General features: G+C 66.8%; 1 protein-coding gene. It reads right to left on the reverse strand.

What is annotated here, in order from left to right; translation table 11 throughout:
• Positions 1-566, reverse strand: a 566-nt coding sequence (locus tag ACFFRH_RS44565) for a TCP-1/cpn60 chaperonin family protein (RefSeq protein WP_386164234.1), incomplete at both ends; no start/stop codon positions are given.

Consider the following 566-nt stretch of genomic DNA (forward strand, 5'->3'; position numbering starts at 1 on the left):
CCCTTGTCGAAGCGCATGCCCTCGGTGAGCTCGAGCTCGAGACCGAAGGTGTTGCTCTCCTCGACGGTGATGACGCCTTCCTTGCCGACCTTGTCCATCGCCTCGGCGATCATCTCGCCGATCTGCGGGTCACCCGCGGAGATGGAGGCGGTGGAGGCGATCTGCGCCTTCGTCTCCACGTCCTTGGCGAGCTTGGACAGCTCCTCGGACACGCGCTCGACGGCGGCCTCGATGCCCTTCTTCAGCGACATCGGGTTGGCGCCGGCGGCGACGTTGCGCAGCCCCTCGCGTACGAGAGCCTGAGCGAGCACGGTGGCGGTGGTGGTGCCGTCGCCCGCGACGTCATCGGTCTTCTTGGCGACTTCCTTGACGAGCTCGGCCCCGATCTTCTCCCACGGGTCCTCGAGCTCGATCTCCTTGGCGATGGAGACACCATCGTTGGTGATGGTGGGGGCGCCCCACTTCTTCTCCAGCACGACGTTACGGCCCTTGGGGCCGAGGGTCACCTTGACGGCGTCCGCGAGCTGGTTCATGCCACGCTCGAGACCGCGCCGGGCGTCCTCGTT

The organism is Streptosporangium vulgare, from assembly GCF_042428775.1.
Taxonomy (GTDB): Bacteria; Actinomycetota; Actinomycetes; order Streptosporangiales; family Streptosporangiaceae; genus Streptosporangium; species Streptosporangium vulgare.